Genomic DNA, 22,322 nt, shown 5'->3' on the forward strand with positions numbered 1-22,322 from the left:
TCCCCCGAGCTCTCGGCTCCGCTCGAGCAGGGGGCACCCCCATGACGCCGCGCGGCCCGCCCTTCGGGCGAACGACGGGACTTTCGCAACACGCCCTAGGGCACGTGGTACGTCTCGCCGTACACCTGCCACCGCAGCGGGGTGTCCAGGCCGAGGTTCCCCTCGTCCAGGAAACGGCGCTGGGCCGTGTCGATGCGGGTGGTGTCCCGGTCCGGGTCCTTCGCCTTCATGGCCGCGCGCCGGACGTCCAGGAACGTTCGGAGGTACGTCCTCTCGTCGCCGCCCTCGGACGGCGGGGCCGCCTCGCGCAGCGCGCGCTCGCGCAGCCCCTGGAAGCCGTCACCGGTGCCGGGACCGTGCATCACCAGGGCGTCGTAGTAGATGAACTGGCCGAGCGTGCCGAGCCCGTCCAGCTTGGCGAGCCGGACCGCCGGGTCGAAGTAGACCCGGTCGCGCTCGGAGTCCTGGGCCTCGCGGAACGCGGCCACGCGGGCCTCGTGGCGCCAGGCCGCGACGAAGTCCGGGCCGAGCCCCGCGTGGGAGTCCGTGCCGTCGACCGCGCGCAGGGCCGGGAGGTAGCGGGCGAGCCCGTTGTCCGGGTGCGCCCTCGTGTAGCGCTCGACCAGGGTGAGCAGGTCGTGCGTGCCGGTGCAGAAACCGACGACGCCCGCCGTGTAGCCCTGGCCGTCACCGATGTCCTCGATGTAGCCGTACGCCGTGCGCCAGTTCAGCGTGGAGTTCTCGGCACTCGCCACGATCTGCTGGGCGAGCTCCTTCTTCGCCGGGGCGGCGAGTCCGGCCGGCCTGGCGGCGACGGCCGCGTCGTCGGCCGCCCGCTCCACCGCTGCCCGGCCGTCCGCCCGCTCCACCGCTGCCCGGCCGTCCGCCCGCTCCACCGCTGCCCGGCTGTCCGCCGCCCGGGACTGCGACGCCGGCGGCCGGCCGCCCTTGGCGTCGGCCGCGGCGTGCTCGGACGTGGCGCCGTAGACCGCCGCCGTGATCAGCACGGGAGCGAGGGCGAACAACAGGAAACCCGTACGTTTCATGACGGACAGGGTAGGCCGCGCGGGCCCGCGGGCGGGGAGGCCGGGCACACCGGACCCACAACCCCAGGTCCGGCCGTCACACCCTCGCTCCGTGTCGCCCCGGCCGGTCCGTCACACCTTTGCTCCGTGTCGCCCCGGCCCGTCCGTCACGCGCCGGACCGTGTCGCCCGGGGCGGCCCGTCACACCGCCGGACCGTGGACCCACTCGCGGCCTGTGGCAACCGCGGCCGTGTGGCCCCGAGCGGTCCGTCACATCCCGCCCGTCACACGGCGCCCGTCACACCGCGCCCGTCTTCAGCGCGGACACCTTCAGCACCGTGAGGGCCACCAGCAGCGCGAGCAGCCCCACGCAGACGGCCGCCTGGATCACTGCCCGCCGGGGGCCGCGGGGCGCGTACGCGTAGGCCGCCGTCACCACGCCGCCCGCGAGCAGTCCGCCGAGATGGCCCTGCCAGGACGTGACCCCCGCCGAGACCAGCAGCCAGATCAGCAGGCCCGCCATGTACCGGTTGACGCCGCTCATGTCCGCGCCGAGCCTGCGCGCCATCACGTAGTAGGCGGCGCCGATGCCGAAGATCGCGCCCGAGGCGCCGACCGTCTGGTCGCCCGGCGCGATCAGCAGCACGAGCACCGAGCCGCCGAGCGCCGACAGCAGGTACAGCGCGAGATAGCGGACCCGGCCGAGCTGGGCCTCGACAGTCCGGCCGATGTTCCACAGCGCGAACATGTTCATCACGATGTGGGCGATCCCGAACGTGCCCTCGGTCGGCGACAGATGCAGGAACGCGCCGGTCAGCAGCCGGTACCACTCCCCGGCGACCACGCCCTCAGGGTGGTAGAAGGAGGAGTGCACGTGGTCCCACAGGTAGTGGTTGCCGTCGGCGTCCACCAGGCCCGCGCCGAGCATCGAGAAGCGGTCCTCGACCGAGGAACGCACCAGTTCGCCCAGATAGGCCAGCACGTTCAGACCGATGAGGACGTACGTCACCGCCGGCACCGTCGAGATCCGGCCGCCGAAGGCCGTACGCGCCTGCCGGATCGACCGCGCTCCCTCCTTCACGCACTCCACGCACTGGTGGCCGACGGCCGCCTCGCGCATGCAGCCCGGACATATGTAGCGGTCGCAACGGGTGCAGCGCACATGCGACTCCACCTTGGGGTGGCGGTAGCAAGTGGTGACGGTGGACTCGGACTCCACGGCCGGCTCCTAGGAACGCGCGGGGAAAGGGGAAGAAACGAGCCGGTGGGGACGGCGGTGATCAAACTATCCAACGTCTCTGACAACGGGGAACGGCAGGGCCACGATCCGTGGCCGCCGTCCGCGGACCCCGGCGCCCGCCCTCCGGTCCCGGTCGCCAGGTGACGTAATCTCGGCGTTCCGCAGTCCGCGCACGACGGGAGCCCGCATGGCCGGAATAAGCCTCACCAAGATCGAGGAGGCCGCGCCGGCGCTGGTGGGCCCCTACAAGAGCGCCGGGATCAGCCTCGTCAAGCACGGACTGAGCGGCCAACGGGCCGCCGTGTACCTGGTCGTGGACTACTCCGGGTCGATGAAGCCGTTCTACGACGACGGCAGTGTGCAGGCCCTCGCCGACCGGGTGCTGGGCCTGTCCGCCCACCTCGACGACGACGGCACCGTGCCGGTCGTCTTCTTCTCCACGGACGTCGACGCCGTCACCGACATCGCGCTCGAGAACCACCGCGGGCGGATCGAGCGGATCGCGGCCGGGCTGGGGCACATGGGCAGGACGAGCTACCACCTCGCCATGGACGCCGTCATCGACCACTACCTCGACAGCGGCTCCAGCGCTCCCGCGCTGGTCGTCTTCCAGACCGACGGGGGGCCGATCAACAAGCTCGCCGCCGAACGGTATCTGTGCAAGGCCGCCCGGCTGCCGATGTTCTGGCAGTTCGTGGGTTTCGGCGACCGGGGCAGCAAGCAGTTCGACTTCCTGCGCAAGCTCGACGAACTGGCCGTGCCGCAGAAGCGGGTCGTCGACAACGCGGGCTTCTTCCAAGCCGGTTCGGACCCGCGCGCGGTGAGCGACGGGGAACTGTACGACCGGCTGGTCGCGGAGTTCCCGCAGTGGCTGGCAGCGGCACGGGCCCGGGGCATCGTGACCTGAGGGTGTGCGCCGTGGCCGGTGCGGGCGGGCACTGCGGTCCGACCGCACCGGCCTCTTCCTTCCCAACACCTCGCCGATGACGCCCCGTTGGCTTCGACCGGTCGACGTGCCACCCTGGTGGGCCGAGGGGAGCGGCGAATGGACGCACGAGAGATCGACTCCGGCAGGGCCGCACGGACTTCGGTGAACGGGGCACCTTCGAGCGGGACTTCGGGGACCCCCGGGCCGGAGGGGACCCTACGGGCCCGGCGCGGGCCGGAGACCGGCAAGGGGGAGCGGTTCGCCGACTGGGCCGACGGACGTCTCGGCGTCTACGCGCTGGCCAAGGCCAACATGCGAAAGGTCTTCCCGGACCACTGGTCGTTCATGCTGGGCGAGGTCTGCCTCTACAGCTTCCTGATCCTCATCATCACCGGTGTCTACCTCACCCTGTTCTTCGAGCCGAGCGGTGTCGAGGTCGTCTACCACGGTTCCTACGGGCCCCTGAACGGCGTCCTCATGACCCGGGCGTACGAGTCCACGCTCGACATCAGCTTCGACGTGCGCGGCGGACTCCTGATCCGCCAGATCCACCACTGGGCGGCGGTCGTCTTCCTCGCCGGGATGCTCGTCCACATGATGCGGGTGTTCTTCACCGGCGCGTTCCGCAAGCCGCGCGAGGTCAACTGGCTCTTCGGCTGGACCCTGCTGATGCTCGGCCTCATCACCGGGCTGACCGGCTACTCGCTTCCCGACGACCTGCTCTCCGGCACCGGCGTCCGCTTCGCCGACGGAGCGATCCTGTCCATCCCCGTCGTGGGGACGTACCTCTCTTTCTTCCTCTTCGGCGGGGAGTTCCCCGGGCACGACATCATCTCCAGGTTCTTCCCCATCCACGTCCTGCTGCTGCCGGGCATCATGCTCGGACTGGTCGTCGCCCATCTGATCCTGGTCTTCCACCACAAGCACACCCAGTACCCGGGGCCCGGGAAGGACCAGAAGTCGGTCGTCGGCATGCCGTTCCTGCCCGTCTACATGGCCAAGGCCGGCGGCTTCTTCTTCCTCGTCTTCGGAGTCCTGGCGGTCATGGGCGCGATCGCCACCATCAACCCCGTGTGGGCGTTCGGGCCCTACCGCCCCGACCTGGTCACCACCGGCGCGCAGCCCGACTGGTACCTCGGCTTCTCCGAAGGGCTCATCCGCGTGATGCCGGGATGGGAGGTCAACGCCTTCGGCCACACCCTCCAACTGGGCGTCTTCATCCCCTTCATGCTCTTCCCGCTGATCATGACCGCCATCGCCGTCTACCCGTTCATCGAAGCCTGGGTCACCGGCGACAAGCGCGAGCACCACGTCCTGGACCGGCCGCGCAACGCCCCCACCCGCACCGCGCTCGGCGTCGCCTGGCTGACCCTGTACGCGGTCCTGCTGATCGGCGGCGGCAACGACCTGTGGGCCACCCACTTCCATCTGTCGATCAACGCGATCACCTGGTTCGTCCGCGTCGCCGTCTTCGCCGGACCCGTCCTCGCCTACGTCCTCACCAAACGGATCTGTCTCGGGCTCCAGTACGCCGACCGTGACAAGGTGCTGCACGGACGCGAGTCCGGCACGATCACGATGCTGCCGCACGGCGAGTACATCGAGGTCCACCAACCGCTCACCCCGGAACAGCGGTTCACCCTCACCCAGCACGAACAGGCGCCGCCCTACGAGCTGGGCCCGCTCGTCGACGCGAACGGGGTGGCCCGCCGCGCCGGACCGGCCCGGCGGCTGCGCGCCCGGCTGGCGCGCGGCCTGTACGGGCCCGGCACGAGGGTCCCCAAGCCGACGGCCGAGGAGTACCGCGCGCTCACGAGCGGGGACGACCACCACCACTGAGCCCGGCCAGCGCCTCGGCCCTGCACACGGCCGGGGTGCCCCAGGCGCTCCGCAGGGCGCGGGCCTTGGTGAACCACAGGGACAGGTCGTACTCGGCGGTGTAGCCGATCGCGCCGTGCAGCTGCAACGCGGTCCTGGCCGTGCCGTACGCGGCCTCGCAGGCGGTGACCTTCGCGGCCGCCACATCGGCCGGCGCCATCGACAGCGCGGCCCCGAACAGCAGCGGCCGCGCGAACTCCAGGGCGATCAGCGCGTCCGCGAGCCGGTGCTTGACCGCCTGGAACGAGGCGACCGGAACACCGAACTGGGTCCGCCGCCCCGCGTACTCGACGGTCCGGCCGAGCAGCGCGAGCCCCACCCCGAGCGCCTGGGCGGCGGTGGCCAGCCGGGCCCAGGCCAGCGCCCGGAGCGCGGCGCGGGCGACCCCCGGTCCGGCGGCCAGGAGTTCACCGCCGCTGTCCGGACGGGCGAGCCGTCGGGCCGGGTCCAGGGACGCCCGCACCGGCCCGTGCCCGGCCGCGAGCCACAGCCCGTCACCGTCCACCACGAGCGAGACCGCGGCGGCGTCCGCGTCCAGCGCGTGACCGCCGGACAGGGCAGCGGGGTCCGCAGTGCCGCTTCGGGGCGATGACTCCGCCGGGTCGGGCAGGAGCAGGGTGGCCGGGCTCTTGCCCGAGGCCAGGTCCGGCAGGAGCCGTTCGGCCGGGCCCGGTTCACCCAGCGCGCTCAGCCCGCCCAGCAGGGCCGCCGCGGCGACCGTCTCCACCACCGGGCCGGGAACCGCGTGCCGCCCCAGCTCCACGAACGCCACCGCCAGGTCCACCGGCAGCGGGCCCAGCCCCTCGTACGCCTCCGGGACCGCCAGCGCGAACACGCCCGCCTCGGCGAGCCGCGACCACAGGGCCCGCCCCGGCACGTGATCGCCGCCGGCCCACGCCCGCACCGCCGCCGGGGTGTCCGCGGACCCCAGCATCGCGTCCAGCGAGGCGGCGAAGGCACGCTGTTCGGTGTCGAGGAGGAAACGCATCAGCGGCGGCCCTTCGGCAGGCCGAGCAGCCGCTCGGCGATGATGTCGCGCTGGATCTCGTTGGTGCCCGCGTACACCGGGCCCGCGAGCGCGAAGACGTACCCCTCGCACCAGGCGCCGTCCGCCGACTCGCCCCCGGCGCCCAGCAGATCGAGCGCCGTCTCGTGCAGCGCGAGGTCCAGCTCCGACCAGAACACCTTGTTCAGACTGGACTCGGAGCCGATGCCCTCCCCTTCGAGCAGCCGGGAGGCGTGGGCGTACGTGAACAGCTGGTAGGCCCGCGCCCCGATCACCGCGTCGGCCACCCGCTCGCGCAGAGCCGTGTCCGACGGGTCGCCCCGGTCCCGCCACAGCGCGGCCAGCCGGTCCGCCGCCGCCAGGAACCGGCCCGGCGAACGCAGCGTCAGCCCACGTTCGTTGCCCGCCGTCGACATCGCCACCCGCCAGCCCTGCCCCGGCTCCCCGATCACGTCCTCGTCGGGCACGAACACGTCGTCCAGGAACAGCTCCGCGAACGCCGGCCTGCCGTCCAGACGCCCGATCGGGCGGACCGTCACCCCCGGCGCGCGCAGGTCGAACATCAGATACGTCAGGCCCCGATGGGGTTTCTCCAGGCCCGGCTCGCTGCGGAACAGGCCGAAGGCCCGGTCGGCGAACGCGGCCCGCGACGACCACGTCTTGTGCCCGCGCAGCAGCCAGCCGCCGTCCGTCCGCACCGCCCGCGACCGCAGCGAGGCCAGGTCCGAACCCGCCTCCGGCTCGGACCAGGCCTGCGCCCACACCACCTCGCCGGTGGCCATCGACGGCAGCACCCGCGCCCGCTGCTCCGCCGTGCCGTGCTCGAACAGCGTCGGCGCGAGCAGACTCACGCCGTTCTGCCCGACCCGCCCCGGCGCGCCCGCCGCGTGGTACTCCTCCTCGAACACCAGCCAGCGCACCAGGTCCGCGTCCCGGCCGCCGTACTCCGCCGGCCACGACACCACCGACCAGCGGTCCGCCGCCAGTTCGGCCTCCCAGACGCGATGCGCCGCGAAGCCCTCCGCGGTCTCCAGCGAGGGCGGCGGGACCGCCGGGACGTGCTCGTCCAGCCAGGCACGGGCCTCGGCGCGGAACGCCTCGTCGGCGGGGGAGAGGTCGAGATCCATCGGCGGCACCTTCCGGCAACCTTCCCTAACAAGTGTTTGGTAGGTTAGCTTGGAGGCATGAGCGACGTCGAGAGCCCGGCGTACGTACCCGGCCACGGACTGCTGAAGGGCCGCAGCGCCGTCATCACCGCCGCGGCCGGCGCCGGCATCGGCGGAGCCACCGCCCGCCGGCTCCTCGAAGAGGGCGCCCGCGTCGTCCTCAGCGACGCCCACACCCGCCGCCTGGGCGAGACCCTCGACACCCTCACCAAGGAATTCGGCCCCGGCCAGGTCGCCGCACAGCCCTGCGACGTCACCGACGAGGACCAGGTCCAGGCCCTCTTCGACACCGCCACCCGCCTCCACGGCCGGCTGGACATCGTCGTCAACAACGCCGGCCTCGGCGGCATCGCACCCCTCGTCGACATGAGCGACGACCAGTGGTCCACCGTCCTCGACGTCACCCTGAACGGCACCTTCCGCTGCACCCGGGCCGCCCTGCGACGCCTCAGGGACGGCGGCCACGGCGGAGTCGTCGTCAACAACGCCTCCGTCCTCGGCTGGCGCGCCCAGTCCGGACAGGCCCACTACGCCGCCGCGAAAGCGGGCGTCATGGCCCTCACCCGCTGCGCCGCCGTCGAGGCCGCCGCCTACGGCGTCCGGGTCAACGCCGTCGCGCCCAGCCTCGCCCTGCACCCCCACCTGGCGAAGGTCACCACCCCCGGACTCCTGGAGGAACTGACCGCCCGCGAGGCCTTCGGCCGCCACGCCGAACCCTGGGAGGTCGCCAACGTCATCGTCTTCCTCGCCTCCGGCTACTCCTCGTACCTCACCGGCGAGGTCGTGTCCGTGAGCAGCCAGCACGCGTAGGACGACAATGACCCGGTGCCTACCAAGAAGAAGCCCCAGGTGACCGCCACCCCGGAGCGCCGCCGCGAACTCCTCGGCACCGCAGCCGAGGTGTTCGCCGAACAGGGCTACAACGCCACCACCGTCCGCCGCATCGCGGACGAGGCCGGGATGCTCGCCGGCAGCCTCTACTACCACTTCGACTCCAAGGAATCGATGCTGGAGGAGATCCTGCGCACCTTCCTCGACGAGCTCTGGGAGGGCTACGACACCGTCCTCGACGCCGGACTCGGCCCCCGGGAGACCCTCGAAGCCCTCGTCACCGAATCCTTCCGGGAGATCGACCGGCACCGCGCGGCCGTCGCCATCTACCAGAAGGAGTCCCGGCACCTCGCCGCACAGCAGCGCTTCGCCTTCCTCACCGAGTCCCAGCGCAACTTCGAGAAGGCCTGGCTCAGCACGTTGGAACGCGGAGTCGACGCCGGGGTCTTCCGCGCCGACCTCGACATCCGCCTGACCTACCGCTTCGTCCGCGACACCGTCTGGGTCGCCGCCTCCTGGTACCGGCCCGGCGGCCGGCACAGCCCCGAGGAGATCGCCCGCCAGTACCTGTCGATGGTGCTCGACGGCATCTCCGTGCGCGAGGAGACGTAAGCGGCACACCCACACCCCCAAGGAGCCGTCATGGCCGAGGCCTACATCGTCGAAGCGGTCCGCACCCCCGTCGGGCGACGCGGGGGAGGACTGAGCACCGTCCACCCCGCCGACCTCGGCGCGCACGTGCTCAAGGCCCTCCTCGAACGCTCCGGCGTCGACCCGGCGGCCGTCGAGGACGTCGTCCTCGGCTGCCTGGACACCGTCGGACCGCAGGCCGGGGACATAGCCCGCACCAGCTGGCTGGCGGCCGGACTGCCAGAGGAGGTCCCCGGGGTCACCGTCGACCGGCAGTGCGGCTCCTCCCAGCAGGCCGTCCACTTCGCCGCCCAGGGCGTGATGTCCGGCACCCAGGACCTCGTCGTCGCCGGCGGCGTGCAGAACATGAGCCAGATCCCCATCGCCTTCGCCTCCCGTCAGGCCGCCGCCCCCCTCGGCCTCACCGAAGGCCCCTTCGCCGGCAGCGCGGGCTGGCGCACCCGCTACGGCGACCGCCCCGTCAACCAGTTCCACGGCGCCGAACTCATCGCCGCCACCTGGGGCATCAGCCGCCTCGACCAGGAGGAGTTCGCCCTCCGCTCCCACCGACGGGCGATCCGTGCCGCAGACGAGGGCCGCTTCGCCCGCGAGACCGTCCCCCACGGCGACGTCACCGCCGACGAAGGCCCCCGCCGCGACACCACCCCCGAGAAGATGGCCGCCCTCGCCCCCGTCGTCGAGGGCGGCACCATCACCGCCGCCTGCTCCTCCCAGGTCTCCGACGGCGCCGCCGCGATGCTCCTCGCCTCCGAACGGGCCCTGCGCGACCACGGACTGACCCCCCGCGCCCGCGTCCACCACCTCTCCGTACGCGGAGAGGACCCCATCCGGATGCTCTCCGCCCCCATCCCCGCCACCGCCCACGCCCTCAGGAAGACCGGCATGTCCATCGCCGACATCGACCTCGTCGAGATCAACGAGGCGTTCGCCCCGGTCGTCCTCGCCTGGCTCAAGGAGACCGGCGCCGACCCCGAGAAGGTCAACGTCAACGGCGGCGCCATCGCCCTCGGCCACCCCCTGGGGGCCACCGGCGTCCGCCTGATGACCACCCTCCTGCACGAACTGGAGCGCACCGGCGGACGGTTCGGCCTCCAGACGATGTGCGAGGGCGGAGGCCAGGCGAACGTCACCATCATCGAACGCCTCTGAGCACCGGGCCCCGGCGAGCCGCGCGGCCGAACGGACACCTGCCGTCCGGCCGCCCCGGCACTCAGCTGCCCGGCCGCCCCGGCACCCAGTCGCCCGGCTCCACTGGCACCCAGTCGGCCGGCCGCACCGGGACCGAGTTGCCCGGCCCCACTGGCACCCAGTCGGCCGGCCGCACCGGGACCGAGTCGCCCGGCCGCACCGGGACTCAGTCGCCCGGGCCCCCGCCGCAGGTCTCGGCCCACGGCGGGCGCGCCCCGTCCCGTCGGGGCAGGGTGTCCAGGACCTCGTGGGCCTGTGCCATCACCCGCCCGACCAGTTCCGCGCACGACGGGAGGTCCTCGATCACGCCCGCCACCTGACCCGCCGCCATCACCCCCAGGTCCGTCCGGCCGTCCACCATCGACGCCTTCAGGAGCATCGGGGTGTTGGCGGCGAGCAGGACCTGGCTCCAGCTCAGATCGCGGCCGTGCCGCATCGCGAGACCGTCACGGACCATCCGGGACCAGGAGAGCCCCGATATCCGCCGGAACCCCGCGGCCCGCCGCACCGCCCGGACGAGCGCCCCGGTGCGCCCCGCCCGCTCCAGGCCCTCGACGAACTCGGTGCGCAGCATGCGGTGGGGCAGCCCGTCGACGGCCGTCGTCACGGTGACGTCCTTCACCGTCGCCGCCAGATACCTCGCCTTCACCGCGTCCGGGACCGTCGAGTCGGAGGTCAGCAGGAAACGCGTCCCCATCGCGATGCCCGCCGCCCCGTACGCCAGCGCCGCCACCAGCCCCCGCCCGTCGTGGAAACCGCCCGCCGCCACCACCGGGATGTCCACGGCGTCCACCACCTGGGGCAGCAGCACGCTCGTCGCCACCTCCCCGGTGTGACCGCCACCCTCCCCGCCCTGCACGATCACCGCGTCCGCGCCCCAGGCGGCGACCTTCTCGGCGTGCCGCCGGGCACCCACGGACGGCACCACGACCACCCCGGCCTCCTTCAGCCCGGCGATCAGCTCCCGGGACGGGGCCAGCGCGAAGGAGGCGACCCGAACACCCTCGTCGATCATGATCCGCACCCGGTCGCCCGCGTCCCCGGCATCGGCACGCAGGTTCACCCCGAAGGGCTTGTCCGTACGGGACTTGACCTCCCGCACCGCGTCCCGGAGCTGGTCCGTCGTCATCGTCGCCGAGGCCAGGATGCCGAGCGCGCCCGCGTTCGCCGCCGCCGAGACCAGACGGGGCCCTGCCACCCAGCCCATACCGGTCTGCACGAGGGGATGCCGGACCCCGACCAGCCGGGTCAGCGCGGTCTCCATCAGCGCCCGCCTCCACCGGGACCGGCGGGTATCCCTCCGCCCCGGGCACCGCCGTCCGCGTCGGCCGCCCCAGGCGCGTCAGCCGCCCCGGTCGCGCTCGCGCCGCCGGCCCCGCCCGGACTGACGCCTGTACGGCCGCCCGGACCGTCCCGCGGATCGGGCACCTCGCGTTCGCGCAGACCCCCTGGGTCGATCACTGTGCGGATCAGCTCCAGCTCCTCCGGCGTCGGGTCGCGGGTGAACGGCACTTCGTCCGGGACCGTCAGTGCGAAGCCCGTCGCCTCCGCGACCTGCTCGACGCTCACGCCCGGGTGCACGGACACCAGCCGCATCGAGTGATCGGGCGTCGCGAAGTCGAGGACGGCCAGATCGGTCACCACCCGCGGCAGCCGGTGGAAGCGGGCGGCGCCCGGACCCGCGGCGGCGATGCGGTCGTATCCCACCCCGCACACCATGTCGACCCGCTCCACGAACACCCGCGGCGAGTGCCGGGGGATCCAGTAACTGGTCGGGTTGTTCAGGGTGTTGACCGGTGCCCCGCGCACGCCCAGCAACTGGCGCCGGGGCCGGGACCAGTCACCGACACACGCGATGTTCTGGTTGCCGAACCGGTCGATCTGGCTCGCCCCCATCATCACGTGCCGCCGCCCGCCGGTCACCGCCGTCAGATGCCTGCGGTACGGCAGCCAGCCCTCAGGTGTGCCGTCCGGGGCGACGAGCAGCGCCTCGCCGTCCGTCAGCAGCAGATCCGGCGAGAAGGTGAGCCGGGCCAGCCGGGCGCCGACCGACGGGATCGCCCCCATCGGACTGGCCAGCACCTCGCCGTCACCCCGCCATGCCTCGGCACACGCGATCACGCAGTACTCGGCTCGGGTCACCCGGACCGCCCCGACGCCGTCCCCGCTCATCGCCACCGCTCCCTTCACCGCCCCCGCGCCCTCGTTCACCGCTCCCGCTCCTTCCGCCAGGTCCGCACCGCGTCCTGATAGTCCTGTTCGCCGCCGCCGAGGAACCGCTCGGCGAACTCGGCGTAGGGCGTGCTCGCGTACAGCCGCAAGAACGCCTCGTCCCGTCCGTAGTCCGGTGCGCACGAGGTGAAGTGCGCGCCGTTCGGCGTCTCCACCACCCCGGTCACGGACGACCGTTGGAGCAGCAACGTCTGCGGCGCCGCCTCCTTGGCCAGCTCCGCCGTGTCGACGATCCGCTCGCAGGAGACGTACGCCGTGTCCGCCGCCTCGCAGAACAGGTCGTCGAAGTACGGGTCGGGGCCCAGATACTGGCCGTTGCCCGCCCGGTCCGCGCGGTTCATGTGCACCAGCGCCGCGTCCAGGCGCAGCGCGGGCATGGCCACCAGCTCCTCCCGTATCCCCGACACCGGGTCCGGGTACGGCGAAGTGACCGTCCTGAGGTCAGGGTTGACCCGCATGACGTCCGAGCCGAGCCCCGCCCGCACCGGCAGGAACGGCAGTCGGTTCGCCGCCGCGTGCAACCCCCACATGAACATCGCCTCGTCCACCTCCCGCAGCTCGAACGCACCGCTCTCACGGGCCGCGCGGTAGTGCGGTTCGAGTGGGACGGAGTCGAGCGTCGCGAACGCGGTGACCAGGGTGCGGATCCGGCCGGCGGCCGCGAGCAGCCCGACGTCCGGGCCGCCGTACGACACGACCGTCAGATCGGTGATCTCGCTGCGGAGCAGCGCTCTCACCAGGGCCATCGGCTTGCGCCGCGCGCCCCAGCCGCCGATGCCGACGGTCATCCCGCTCTCCAGCCGGCCGACGACGTCCTGCGCCGACATGGTCTTGTCGCTCACCGGGGGGCCTCCTTGCCGAAGGTGTCGCGGACCCGGGACGCCACCCCGGCGAGAGCGGCCTCGAACGTGAAGCCCTGTTCGAAGCGGTAGCTGCGGCGCACGTCGACGGGGTCGATGCCGTTGATGGCGGCCTTGGCGAGCCGGATCAGCCGCCCGTCCTTCGCCGCGATCTCGCGCGCCAGCTCCAGCGCCGCCGCCCGCAGCTCCCCGCCGGGCACGACCCGCCACACCGAGCCGTGGTCGCGCAGCTCGGCCGCCGTCGCCGTGCGCGAGGTGTAGTACAGGACGCGCAACAGATGCGGGGGGACCAGGCGGGCCAGATGCGTGGCCGCGCCGAGCGCGCCCCGGTCCAGCTCGGGCAGGCCGAACACGGCGTCCTCGCTCGCCACGATCGCGTCCGCGTTCCCCACGAGCCCGATGCCGCCGCCCAGACAGAACCCGTGCACCGCCGCCACGACGGGCACCTCGCACTCGTACACCGCGGCGAACGCCTCGGCGCAGCCCCGGTTCGCGCCGATCAGCGCGCCATGACCGGTGTCGCGCTGGAGCTCCTTGATGTCGACGCCCGCGTTGAACCCGCGTCCCTCCGCTCTCAGGACGACACACCGGACGCCCGGGTCCTCGCCCGCCGCGCGCACGGCGTCGGCGAGCTCGAACCAGCCCCGCACCGGCAGCGCGTTCACCGGCGGGAAGTCGACCGTGACGACGGAAATCCCCTTTTCCGGGGACGAGGTGGAGACACCCATGGGCACATCAGCTACCTTTCCACCAAACGTTTGTTAGGTGTGATGCGAAGCTAGCAGCGATCGCGGCCCCGCGGGAGGCCCTGTGGACAACCCGGACACCACGAACCGACCCGGCCCCTCCGACCGGCCACCCCGGTCCGCCGACCGGCCGCCCGAATCCGCCGACCGCCCGCCCGGGGGGCCCACCGAGCGGCCACCTCGCTCCGCCGGTCGGCCCAGCCCTTCCGGTCGGCCCGGCCCCTCCGACCGGCCAGGTCCCCCGACCGGGCCCGAACCCCCGGACCCGCCCCGACCCCCGGACCCGCCCGGACCCGCCGTGGACCTCGCCGGTCGCACCGTCGTCGTCACCGGTGGCACCCGAGGGGTCGGGGCGGGCATCACGCGCGCCTTCGAGCAGGCCGGTGCCCAGGTCGTGGTCTGCGCCCGACGGCCGCCCGAAATCCCTCTGGGCAAGGCCGAGTTCGTCCCCCTCGACCTGCGCGACCCGGCCGCGGTACGGGCCTTCTTCGACGCCCTGCCCAGGCTCGACGTCCTGGTCAACAACGCGGGCGGCGCCCCGTACCGGCCCCTCGCCGAGGCGGACGCCGAGCGGCACGCCCGGGTGATCGAACTCAACCTCACCGCCCCGCTCACCGCCTCGCTCGCGGCCCGCGCCCACCTCAGGAGGTCCCGGGGCTCGATCGTGATGATCGGCAGCGTCAGCGGCTCACGCCCCTCGCCCGGTTCCGCCGCCTACGGCGCCGCCAAGGCCGGACTGGAGAACCTGGCCCGGTCGATGGCCGTCGAATGGGCGCCGGAGATCCGGGTCAACACCCTGGTCGTCGGCATGGTCCGCACCGAACTGGCCCATCTGCACTACGGCGGCGAGGACGGCCTCGCCGCCGTCGCCCGCACCGTCCCGCTCGGCCGTCTCGCCCGGCCCGGTGACGTCGGCGCGGCCGCCGTCTTCCTCGCCTCCGACGCCGCCGCCTACATCAGCGGCGCCTCCCTCCTCGTCCACGGAGGCGGGGAACGCCCCGCCTTCCTCGACGCCGCCACCGCCAACAAGGACCAGCCGTCAAGGGCCCAGCCGTCAGCCGACCAGGACCAGCCGTCAAGGGCCCAGCCGTCAGCCGACCAGGACCAGCCGCCAAAGGCCCAGCCATCAGCCGACCAGGACCACCAGGGAGCATCCCGATGAGCGCACCACCGCTGTGCCACGGGCGAGTCGTGATCGTCACCGGCGCGGGCCGCGGGCTCGGCCGGGCCCACGCGCTGGCGTACGCCGCCGAGGGCGCCCGGCTCGTCGTCAACGACCTCGGGGTCGGCCTCGACGGCACCCCCGCCGAGGACAGCCCGGCAGCGCGGGTGGCCGAGGAGATCCGCGCGGCGGGCGGCGAGGCGGTGGCCCACGGCGGGGACATCGCGACGACGGAGGGCGCCGCCTCTCTCGTCCGCACCGCCCTGGAGACGTACGGGCGGCTCGACACCCTCGTCAACAACGCCGGGTTCCTGCGCGACCGCATGCTGGTCAACCTCGACGAGGACGACTGGGACGCCGTGATGCGGGTCCATCTCAAGGGGCACTTCCTGCCGCTGCGGCACGCGGCGGCGCACTGGCGCGCGGAGGCCAGGGCCGGGCGCGCGCCCGACGCCCGGGTCGTCAACACCAGCAGCGGGGCGGGCCTGCTCGGATCCGTCGGGCAGGGCAACTACAGCGCCGCCAAGGCCGGCATCGTCGGCCTCACCCTGGTCGCGGCGGCCGAGATGGAACGCTACGGCGTCCAGGTCAACGCCATCGCCCCGGCCGCCCGCACCCGGATGACCGAACGCGCCTTCGCCGACGCCATGGCGGCCCCCGGCAGCGGATTCGACGCCATGGACCCCGGCAACGTCTCGCCGCTGGTGGTCTGGCTCGGCTCGGCCGCCAGCGCCGGGGTCACCGGCCGCGTCTTCGAGACCGAGGGCGGCCGGATCACGGTGATGGAGGGCTGGCGGCCGGGTCCGAGCGTGGACAAGGGCGCCCGGTGGACCCCGGCGGAGGCCGGCGAGACGGCCCGCGCACTGCTGTCCCGGGCCGAGGCGCCGGGCGCGGTGTACGGGGCGCTGTAGCGGATCCGCCCGCTTCGCGCTCCTCGGCGGCTCAGAGGCCGTGGCGGGTCGTGCTCGCCTTCAGCAGGGCGACGATCTCCGCGTGGCCGGTCTCCAGGTCGTCGCCGGCGAACGGACTGCCCTGCGCGTCCAGGAGCTGGACCTCGACGACCACGCCCTCGGGCGAGGAGTGCCGGTGGGTGACCGAGGCGTGCCCGGGACCGTGCGTGCGGGCCAGCGTCTCCCGCAGCTCGGCCTCGACGCCGACACCGAGCAGCCGGCGCGCCTCCGCCAGCGCCTCGCCCCGCGCACCCGCCCCGTGCGCCAGCAGCGCCCGTACGCAGCCGGGCGATCCCCGGTGCGCGGCCGCCACCAGCGGGGGTTCGCCCGCCGGTCCGGGCCGGCCGGGGTCCGCGCCCGCTCCGAGCAGCGCCTCCGCCACGGTGGTGTGACCCCGGCGCAGCGCCCAGGCCAGCGCGGTGAACCCGAACGCCTCCACGGTGTCCGGGTGCGCCCCCGCGGCGAGCAGGGCCCGGACCACCTCCGTGTGACCGCCGCAGGCGGCGCCGCACAGGGGAGCGTCCGTGCCCAGGCTGAGCCGGTCGGGCTCGGCGCCGGCGACCAGCAGCAGCCGTACGACGCCGGGCCGGTCGCTGACCGCCGCCAGGTACAGGGCGCTCTGGCCGTCCTCGTCGACCGCCTCGGGGCTCACCCCGGCGCGCAGCAGCCGTACGACCGTGTCCTCGTCACCCTCGTACACGGCGGGGAAGAGAAGCGCGGTCGGGTCGTTCGTGCTCATCCTTCGACCCTCGCTCGCCACCGGCGCGCGAGGCAAAGGCTTTCGGGGTGTTCTGCCTCACCCAACCCGGGGCCTGCGCCCGGCCTGCTCCGGACCCGAGCGCCGCCCGTTCCGTACCCGCACGCCGTCCGTACTCGGCCCGCGTGCCGTCCGTACTCGGCCCGCGTGCCGCCGGAGCGCGTCGCACTCCCCGAGGCGGACACGAGCTAGGTGTCGCACTCCAGCACCGTCCGGCACAGCCCGCAGCGCGCCCGTACCCGGCCCCGGACCGGCACCCTGATGCGCTGGTGGCAGGTCGGGCAGGGGAAGGCGACGCGCAGCGGCCCGCGGTCGTCGGGCGCGAACGAGTACGGGACGCCGGGGTCGTCGGGGGCGCGGTGGTCCTGGGCGTGGCGGCGGTCGCGGGCGTAGCGGCGGCGGCCCGCCCAGCCCGCCGCGGTCAGCGGCGGCTGCCGCGCGTCGTGCCGGGCCAGCTCCATGCCCTTGGTGTACGCGGTGTACGCCTGCGGGCTGGTGAACCACACCGACGGGTCCTCGCCGAAGACCAGGGCGCGCTTGGCGAGGACGTACCCGAACTCCTCGGGGGTCAGATAGCCGAGCTTCTGCGAGGTCGCGCCGTCCTCGCGGTAGGCGTCGAGCAGGAGCCAGCCCGCGCCGAGGTAGGCGGCGGCCGTGTCGGTGAGGATCTCGGTGTCGCGGATGCCGGGGAACGAGAGGTCCAGGCGGTGCAGCACGACGTGCATCACCTCGTGCGCGAGGGCGGCGCCGATGTCCCTGCGGTGGGTGCGGAACCGGTCGTTGAGCTCGATGAAGTACTCGGGTCCGGCGGCGAGTTCGACGTGCGCCGCATGGGTCATCTCGCGGAAACCGACGATCATCCGGGCGTCCGGCAGGTGATAGTGCCGCACCATCTCCCGGGCCACGCGCTGGGCGCCCAGATGCAGGTCGTCGACGTCCGCGAAGGCCACGTCGGCGGGCGCCACGCTGGTCGCGAAGGTGTGGACGGTGTCGTAGGAGAGCCGTCTGTACAGCGCGGTGATCGACGCCCGCACCGTGTCCAGATGCGGGTATCCGTGCTCGACGGGACCGCCGTTCGCCACGCCCGCACCCCCTGAAGACGCCGGAACCCCCTCTCCACTGTAAGCGGGGACCCGCCCGCCGGCGGGGCAGCGGGAAGGGCGGGGCGGCACCTGGCCGGAATGCGGCTCTTGCCCGGTAGTGCGGACGGTCCTCATAATCCCCACCAGCTTGGCAGGTGCATGCCATCGAGCCATCCGGCGTTCTCCGTGCATCCGCCCTGCGGACAACCCCCCACGGAAGGAACCACGTTGAAGTCTCCCAAGAAGTACGGCGTGATCAGAAGACTGCTCGCCATCGGCGCGGTCACCCTCGCCGCCGTCTCCCTCCAGCCGCTGTCCGCCCACGCCGCCCCCGCCCCCGTCGTCGGCGGGACCCGCGCCGCCCAGGGCGAGTTCCCGTTCATGGTCCGCCTCTCCATGGGCTGCGGCGGAGCGCTCTACACCAAGAGCATCGTCCTGACCGCCGCCCACTGCGTGAACGGCTCCGGCAGCAACACCTCCATCACCGCCACCGCCGGCGTCGTCGACCTCCAGAGCAGCAGCGCGGTCAAGGTCAAGTCGACCAAGGTGCTCCAGGCCCCCGGCTACAACGGCAAGGGCAAGGACTGGGCCCTCATCAAACTCGCCCGGCCCATCGAACTGCCCACCCTGAAGATCGCCACCAACACCGCCTACAACAACGGCGACTTCACCGTCGCCGGCTGGGGCGCCACCCGCGAGGGCGGCGGACAGCAGCGCTACCTGCTCAAGGCCACCGTCCCCTTCGTCGACGACGCCACCTGCCAGCGGGCCTACGGCAGCGACCTCGTCCCCGGCGACGAGATCTGCGCCGGATTCGTCACCCAGGGCGGCGTCGACACCTGTCAGGGCGACTCCGGCGGACCCATGTTCCGCAAGGACGACACCGGCGCCTACCTCCAGGTCGGCATCGTCAGCTGGGGCCAGGGCTGCGCCGAACCCGGCTACCCCGGCGTCTACAGCGAGGTCTCGACCTTCGCCGCCGACATAGCCCGCGCCGCCGCCGGCCTCTGATCCCCGGCCCGGCCGCGCCACCGGCACGAACGGGCCCGCGCCACCGGCACGAACGGCGCGGGCCACCCGTACGACCGGCCCGCGCCACTCGTACGTACGGCGCGCGAGCCCCGTACGAATCGTGAGACCCGCGGACCGCACGACACGTACGACGCGTACGACCCGCGAGACTGGTACGACCCGCGCACACGACGCCCGCGGCCCCGGCCGCGGGCGCCCCCGCACGCCCTCCCGTCAGGACCGGGCCCCCGCCCGCCCCGTAGGGTTGGCTGTCATGACCACCAGCAAGCCCCAGGAAGCCGGACCCGACGTCAGCGCGGAACTCGCCCGGCTGCGCGACAGCATCGACAACATCGACGCCGCCGTCGTCCACATGCTCGCCGAACGCTTCAAGTGCACCCAGCAGGTCGGCCACCTCAAGGCCGCCCACCAGCTGCCGCCGGCCGACCCCTCCCGCGAGGCTCACCAGATCGCCCGGCTGCGCCGCCTCGCCGAGAGCGCCAAACTCGACCCGGCCTTCGCCGAGAAGCTGCTGAACTTCATCATCGCCGAGGTCATCCGCCACCACGAACGCATCGCCGACGACGCCGGCGGCGCCACGACGGACCCCTCCGACCCGTCCGAGTGACCACGGCGGGCCGCGCCCGCCCCCGCCGCGCGACACCCCGCACCCCGGCACACCCCCTCCGCCGCAGCCCGTGACCGGGCGGCACCAAAGCGCACATACCGCACCACCCCTGTGTGCCGACCTCGCCATCGGGCAGCATGGGCTCATGTCCGTACTGACGCGCGACGAAGCGCAGACCCGTGCCAACCTCCTCGACGTCCACCACTACGGGATCGAACTCGACCTGACCGGAGGGGACGAGACCTTCGACTCCCGGACCGTCATCCGGTTCACCGCCCGTACCACCGCGGACACCTTCGTCGAGCTGAAGCCCGCACAACTGCGCTCCGTCACCCTCGACGGCCGGCCCCTCGACCCGGAGACCCTGGACGAGAACCGGCTGCCCCTGAAGGGACTCACCGCCGGCGAGCACGAACTGCGCGTCGACGCCGGCATGCGCTACTCCCGCACCGGGGAGGGCATGCACCGCTTCACCGACCCCACCGACGGCGAGACCTACCTCTACACCCAACTGTTCATGGAAGACGTCCAGCGCGTCTTCGCCGCCTTCGACCAGCCCGACCTCAAGTCCGTCTTCGAACTGACCGTCACCGCCCCCGAAGGCTGGACCGTCCTCGCCAACGGCGTCACCGAACACCTCGGGGACGGCCGCTGGAAGGCCGCCCCCACCCCCCTGATCTCCACCTACCTCGTCGCCGTCGCCGCAGGCCCCTGGCACTCCGTACGCACCGAGCACGCCGGCCTCCCCTTCGGCCTCCACTGCCGCCGCTCGCTCGCCCCCTACCTCGACGCCGACGCCGACGAGATCCTCGACGTCACCCGCGCCTGCTTCGACCGCTACCACGAGAAGTTCGACGAGCCCTACCCCTTCGACTCCTACGACCAGGCGTTCGTCCCCGAATTCAACGCCGGCGCCATGGAGAACCCCGGACTCGTCACCTTCCGCGACGAATTCGTCTACCGCTCCGCCGTCACCGACACCGAACGCCAGACCCGCGCCATGGTCATCGCCCACGAGATGGCCCACATGTGGTTCGGCGACCTCGTCACCCTGCGCTGGTGGGACGACATCTGGCTCAACGAGTCCTTCGCCGAGTACATGGGCTACCAGACCCTCACCGAGGCCACCCGCTTCACCGACACCTGGGTCGACTTCGGCGTCGCCCGCAAGTCCTGGGGCTACGACGCCGACCAGCGCCCCTCCACCCACCCCGTCGCCCCCGACCCGGACGCCGTCCCCGACACCGCGTCCGCCATGCTCAACTTCGACGGCATCTCCTACGCCAAGGGCGCCTCCGCACTGCGCCAACTCGTCACCTGGCTCGGCGAGAAGGACTTCCTGGCCGGCATCAACACCCACTTCGCCCGCCACAAGTTCGCCAACGCCACCCTCGCCGACTTCATCGACAACCTCGCCTCCGCCACCGAGCGCGACGTCCACGCCTGGGCCGACGCCTGGCTGCGCACCACCGGGGTCGACACCCTCACCCCCGAGATCACCGACGCCGACGGCCAGTGGCAACTCACCGTCGGCCACCAGGGCAGCCGCCCCCACCGCATCGCCGCAGGCGCCTACGACACCGTCCCCGGCGAGGACGGCCGGCTCACCCTGCGCGACCGCTTCGAACTCGACGTCCCCCAGGACGCCCCCACCGACCCCAGGCCCGGCCGCCGCCCCGACCTGCTCCTCCTCAACGACGGCGACCTCACCTACGCCAAGGTCCGCTTCGACGACAAGTCCTTCCAGACCGTACGGGCCGCCCTCTCCGGCCTCCCCGACCCGCTCACCCGGGCCACCGTCTGGAACGCCCTGCGCGACGCCGTGCGCGACGGCGAACTGGCCCCCACGGCCTACATCGAGGCCGCCCGCGCCCACCTGCCGCACGAGACCGACCTCGCCCTCGTCCAAGGCGTCCTGACCTTCGCAGGCGTCCACGTCGCCGACCGGTACCTGCGCCCCGAACAGCGGCCCGCCGCCCTCGCCACCCTCACCGACCTGTGCCGCGACCTCATCCGCCGCACCGAGGACGGCTCCCACCCCGGCCTGCGGCTGACCGCCGTGCGCCACCTCATCGACGTCGCCGTCCACCCCGACACCATCAGCGCCTGGTTCTCCGAGGGCACCGTCCCCGGCGGCCCCGAACTCGACCCCGAACTGCGCTGGCGCATCCTCGGCCGGCTCAGCGTCCTCGGTGCCGTCGACGACGCCGTCATCGAGGCCGAACTCGTCCAGGACCCCAGCGCCACCGGCCAGGAAGGCGCCGCCCGCTGCCGCGCCGCACTGCCCGACCCGGAGGCCAAGCGCGCCGCCTGGGACGCGATGTTCTCCGGCGACGACCTCTCCAACTACCTGTTCAGCGCCACCGCCCAGGGCTTCTGGCAGCCCGAACAGACCGACCTCCTGAACGGGTACGTCGAGCGCTACTGGCCCGACGTCGTGGCCCTCGCCGCCCGCCGCGGCCCCGCCATCGCCGAAGCCGCCGGCCGCTACGCCTTCCCGGCCTGTGTCGTCACCCCCGAGACCCTCTCCCTCGGCGAGGCCTGCCTGCGCGACGCCGACCCCATCCCGGCCCTGCGCCGCAAGCTCGCCGACCAACTCGACGACCTCGCGCGGGCGCTGAAGGTGAGGCAGGCCTAGGCCCCACCACCCGGTGACCGGCCGCCGAGGCCGGTCCCCCGACCGTCCTCCGGACCCCCGGAGCGATCCCGAACGCCGGACAGCCGCCCAAGGCCGTCCGGCGTTCGCCGTGCCAGGCCCGGGCCGTCCACGGCGCCTTGGCTGTTCCAAGGTGCGTGCGGCCGGCCCCCGGCGCCGCCGGCCGTTCGACGGCCTGTGCGGCCGTTCCGTGGCGTTCTCCGGTCCTTCTACGGCGTTTCCGTCCCGTCCACGCTGTCCGCGGCCGTTCCACGACGTCCGGCCCCGCTCACACAAATCCTCCGTACGGCAGTACCCCCGCCGGGGCCGAATCGTTGTCCTTGGC

19 protein-coding genes and 1 pseudogene are annotated in these 22,322 nt (G+C 73.1%); 10 read left to right on the plus strand and 10 right to left on the minus strand.

The genetic code is table 11. The annotated features are described in order from the left end of the window. Positions 1–95: 95 nt before the first annotated feature. The gene (locus IO36_RS31175) at positions 96–1,046 is read right to left on the minus strand and encodes a chitosanase (protein WP_037624834.1); all 951 of its coding nucleotides are present in this window, start codon (positions 1,044–1,046) and stop codon (positions 96–98) included. 277 nt (positions 1,047–1,323) lie between these two features. Further along, a complete protein-coding gene (locus IO36_RS31180; protein ID WP_037624680.1) occupies positions 1,324–2,244 on the minus strand; it encodes a rhomboid family intramembrane serine protease in 921 nt (306 codons plus the stop codon). A gap of 208 nt (positions 2,245–2,452) precedes the next feature. On the opposite strand from IO36_RS31180, the gene IO36_RS31185 reads away from it, so the two are divergent. Both IO36_RS31185 and IO36_RS31190 read left to right on the plus strand, forming a co-directional pair. Next, entirely contained in the window at positions 2,453–3,172 is a 720-nt protein-coding gene (locus IO36_RS31185; protein WP_037624681.1) for a vWA domain-containing protein, read from the plus strand. 138 nt (positions 3,173–3,310) lie between these two features. Next, complete coding sequence (locus tag IO36_RS31190) at positions 3,311–5,032, plus strand: cytochrome bc1 complex cytochrome b subunit (RefSeq protein WP_078943561.1); 1,722 nt, start codon at positions 3,311–3,313, stop codon at positions 5,030–5,032. Here IO36_RS31190 and IO36_RS31195 read toward each other — a convergent pair. Next, positions 5,004–6,059, minus strand: coding sequence for an acyl-CoA dehydrogenase family protein (locus tag IO36_RS31195; RefSeq protein WP_037624683.1), 1,056 nt, complete (start codon positions 6,057–6,059; stop codon positions 5,004–5,006). The genes IO36_RS31190 and IO36_RS31195 overlap by 29 nt on opposite strands. Beyond that, positions 6,059–7,204 (minus strand): acyl-CoA dehydrogenase family protein, encoded by a 1,146-nt coding sequence (locus IO36_RS31200; protein WP_037624684.1) that lies wholly within the window; start codon positions 7,202–7,204, stop codon positions 6,059–6,061. Before IO36_RS31200 ends, IO36_RS31195 begins: the two co-directional genes overlap by 1 nt. A gap of 57 nt (positions 7,205–7,261) precedes the next feature. Here IO36_RS31200 and IO36_RS31205 point away from each other — a divergent pair, with 57 nt between their 5' ends. From IO36_RS31205 to IO36_RS31215, 3 genes are read left to right on the plus strand one after another with little or no spacing between them, the layout of a single operon-like run. Next, complete coding sequence (locus tag IO36_RS31205) at positions 7,262–8,053, plus strand: SDR family oxidoreductase (RefSeq protein ID WP_037624686.1); 792 nt, start codon at positions 7,262–7,264, stop codon at positions 8,051–8,053. Positions 8,054–8,068: 15 nt separating this feature from the next. Next, entirely contained in the window at positions 8,069–8,686 is a 618-nt protein-coding gene (locus IO36_RS31210) for a TetR/AcrR family transcriptional regulator (RefSeq protein ID WP_037624688.1), read from the plus strand. A 30-nt stretch (positions 8,687–8,716) separates the two neighbouring features. Beyond that, positions 8,717–9,874 (plus strand): acetyl-CoA C-acetyltransferase, encoded by a 1,158-nt coding sequence (locus IO36_RS31215; protein ID WP_037624690.1) that lies wholly within the window; start codon positions 8,717–8,719, stop codon positions 9,872–9,874. Between the two features lie 205 nt (positions 9,875–10,079). Here IO36_RS31215 and IO36_RS31220 read toward each other — a convergent pair whose 3' ends face one another. The 4 genes and pseudogenes from IO36_RS31220 to IO36_RS31235 form a co-directional block, all read right to left on the minus strand. Continuing rightward, on the minus strand, positions 10,080–11,177 hold the full coding sequence (locus tag IO36_RS31220; protein WP_051901093.1) for an NAD(P)H-dependent flavin oxidoreductase: 1,098 nt from the start codon (positions 11,175–11,177) through the stop codon (positions 10,080–10,082). A 161-nt stretch (positions 11,178–11,338) separates the two neighbouring features. Beyond that, positions 11,339–12,085: pseudogene (locus IO36_RS31225) on the minus strand (CoA-transferase subunit beta); the annotation flags it as partial. 35 nt (positions 12,086–12,120) lie between these two features. Next, entirely contained in the window at positions 12,121–12,987 is an 867-nt protein-coding gene (locus IO36_RS31230; protein ID WP_037624692.1) for a CoA transferase subunit A, read from the minus strand. Then, entirely contained in the window at positions 12,984–13,733 is a 750-nt protein-coding gene (locus IO36_RS31235) for an enoyl-CoA hydratase family protein (protein ID WP_037624694.1), read from the minus strand. Before IO36_RS31235 ends, IO36_RS31230 begins: the two co-directional genes overlap by 4 nt. 316 nt (positions 13,734–14,049) lie before the next feature. On the opposite strand from IO36_RS31235, the gene IO36_RS31240 reads away from it, so the two are divergent. Both IO36_RS31240 and IO36_RS31245 read left to right on the plus strand, forming a co-directional pair. Next, entirely contained in the window at positions 14,050–14,913 is an 864-nt protein-coding gene (locus tag IO36_RS31240) for an SDR family oxidoreductase (RefSeq protein ID WP_037624696.1), read from the plus strand. Then, a complete protein-coding gene (locus IO36_RS31245) occupies positions 14,910–15,824 on the plus strand; it encodes an SDR family oxidoreductase (RefSeq protein WP_037624698.1) in 915 nt (304 codons plus the stop codon). The genes IO36_RS31240 and IO36_RS31245 overlap by 4 nt, the downstream gene beginning before the upstream one ends. 31 nt (positions 15,825–15,855) lie before the next feature. Here IO36_RS31245 and IO36_RS31250 read toward each other — a convergent pair whose 3' ends face one another. Further along, a complete protein-coding gene (locus tag IO36_RS31250; protein ID WP_037624700.1) occupies positions 15,856–16,602 on the minus strand; it encodes an ankyrin repeat domain-containing protein in 747 nt (248 codons plus the stop codon). Between the two features lie 206 nt (positions 16,603–16,808). Continuing rightward, the gene (locus IO36_RS31255; RefSeq protein ID WP_037624702.1) at positions 16,809–17,702 is read right to left on the minus strand and encodes a hypothetical protein; all 894 of its coding nucleotides are present in this window, start codon (positions 17,700–17,702) and stop codon (positions 16,809–16,811) included. A 228-nt stretch (positions 17,703–17,930) separates the two neighbouring features. On the opposite strand from IO36_RS31255, the gene IO36_RS31260 reads away from it, so the two are divergent. From IO36_RS31260 to pepN, 3 genes are all read left to right on the plus strand, one after another. Next, complete coding sequence (locus tag IO36_RS31260; RefSeq protein ID WP_037624704.1) at positions 17,931–18,713, plus strand: S1 family peptidase; 783 nt, start codon at positions 17,931–17,933, stop codon at positions 18,711–18,713. Between the two features lie 274 nt (positions 18,714–18,987). After that, positions 18,988–19,341 (plus strand): chorismate mutase, encoded by a 354-nt coding sequence (locus IO36_RS31265; protein ID WP_037624706.1) that lies wholly within the window; start codon positions 18,988–18,990, stop codon positions 19,339–19,341. 145 nt (positions 19,342–19,486) lie between these two features. Beyond that, on the plus strand, positions 19,487–21,979 hold the full coding sequence (gene pepN, locus IO36_RS31270) for an aminopeptidase N (protein ID WP_037624708.1): 2,493 nt from the start codon (positions 19,487–19,489) through the stop codon (positions 21,977–21,979). Positions 21,980–22,322 lie beyond the last annotated feature (343 nt).

Source organism: Streptomyces aureus (genome assembly GCF_000725495.1).
In the GTDB taxonomy this organism is placed as follows: Bacteria; Actinomycetota; Actinomycetes; order Streptomycetales; family Streptomycetaceae; genus Streptomyces; species Streptomyces aureus_B.